Below are 1,260 nucleotides of genomic sequence, written 5' to 3'. Positions count from 1 at the left end.
TCGGCCGACACGATCGGCGCGTCGCCGTGAACCTCGGCCCGAGCGTGGGAAGCGACGAGGCGGATGATCCGCTCGACTTGGGCGGCATCCATTCGCACGCCAGTGTCGACGCGGCCCTCGCCGAGCCGGTCAAGACGCAGCGCCCCATCGGGATTGACCATGATCTCGATGACACGGGCATCGGCCAGTGCTTCGGCGATCGCCGGCCCCATCGCCGTGCGCAGCATCCCGCGCCGCCGGTCTGCGGAGATACCGGCGCTCATCGGCCGGACTCCGCCGCGCCGCCGAACCCGTCGGCGATCGTCCGCCGTCCAGCGGCGATCTGCCGGCCGACCTGGGCGATGAAGGCATCGAACCGCTTGGCGGCGATGGCGCGGCCAGCATGATCGTTCTCGGCGAGCGGGGCTTGGATCGCCAGCTCGTATCGGACGAACAGTGCCAGCGTTTCGAGCTGGATATGCCCGTCGCGCTCAAGCCGTCCGATCGCCGCTGTAAGGCGGTCGAGGCGTATGCCGAACCGGTCTTCCAGTTCGGATGCGCCGCGCCGGTTGAGCCAGGCCGTGACCGCGTCGGTCAAGATCGCCGACTTGGACGCGCCCGGCTTTGCGGCCAACGCTTCAAGGCGGTCGCTCACCGATTTCGGCAGGAACAGCTGATGGCGGATCTTCTCGACCATGGTCAGAGATCCAGCTGCAGGTCGCCGGGCCGATGCCCGTTCGAACCATCGGCGCCGGCATCGATGGCGTAGACGGTGCGTGCAGTGCCAAGCGCTCGTGCCTGATCCATGGCGCGCTGATCGGCTGCGGCATCGTCGTCATCAGCGCCGAGACCGAGCGGGTCGGTGGTGACGGGATCGGGGGCCAGCGGGTGATCGATTTCCTGCCCGGGTTGCCGGGCCTGTTCCAAACCTCCGCCAGCATCGCCTCCGACCTCCTCCTCTCCGGCACCTAGGCGTGTATCGGTGCCGCGGACTGTGCCGGCCCAATCGTCGGGCCGCGCTGTCGGCCGGTCGGCATAGTCACCACTCGCCAGCGCCGGCGGTGGCAGCACGCGAGCCTTGAAGGCGTTGTCCTCGAAGTAGCGAAGCTTGGTCGCGCGGATCGGCGGTGTGCCGGCGACGAGAATGAGCTCGTCCGTCGCGGGCAGCTGCATCACTTCGCCGGGTGTCAGGAGGGCGCGTGCGGTTTCCTGCCGGCTGACCATGACGTGCGCGAGCCATGGTGCGAGCCGGTGCCCGGCATAGTTGCGCATCGCGCGCTG

At 68.9% G+C, this 1,260-nt stretch carries 2 protein-coding genes and 1 pseudogene; all 3 read right to left on the bottom strand.

Annotated features, from left to right (window positions below):
- Nucleotides 1-263, bottom strand: a pseudogene (locus ACETPF_RS21005) (P-type conjugative transfer ATPase TrbB); the annotation flags it as partial.
- Nucleotides 260-676 (bottom strand): CopG family transcriptional regulator, encoded by a 417-nt coding sequence (locus tag ACETPF_RS21000; RefSeq protein WP_373936556.1) that lies wholly within the window; start codon nt 674-676, stop codon nt 260-262. The gene ACETPF_RS21000 and the pseudogene ACETPF_RS21005, both read right to left, overlap by 4 nt.
- Nucleotides 677-678: 2 nt before the next feature.
- A partial coding sequence (locus ACETPF_RS20995; protein WP_373936555.1) for a type IV secretory system conjugative DNA transfer family protein occupies nt 679-1,260 on the bottom strand: 582 nt, incomplete at its 5' end.

The sequence above is a fragment of the Sphingobium agrisoli genome (assembly GCF_041877245.1).
Taxonomy (GTDB): domain Bacteria; phylum Pseudomonadota; class Alphaproteobacteria; order Sphingomonadales; family Sphingomonadaceae; genus Sphingobium.
The sequence above is the reverse complement of the archived record's forward strand: the minus strand, read 5'-3'. Positions and strand labels throughout refer to the sequence as shown.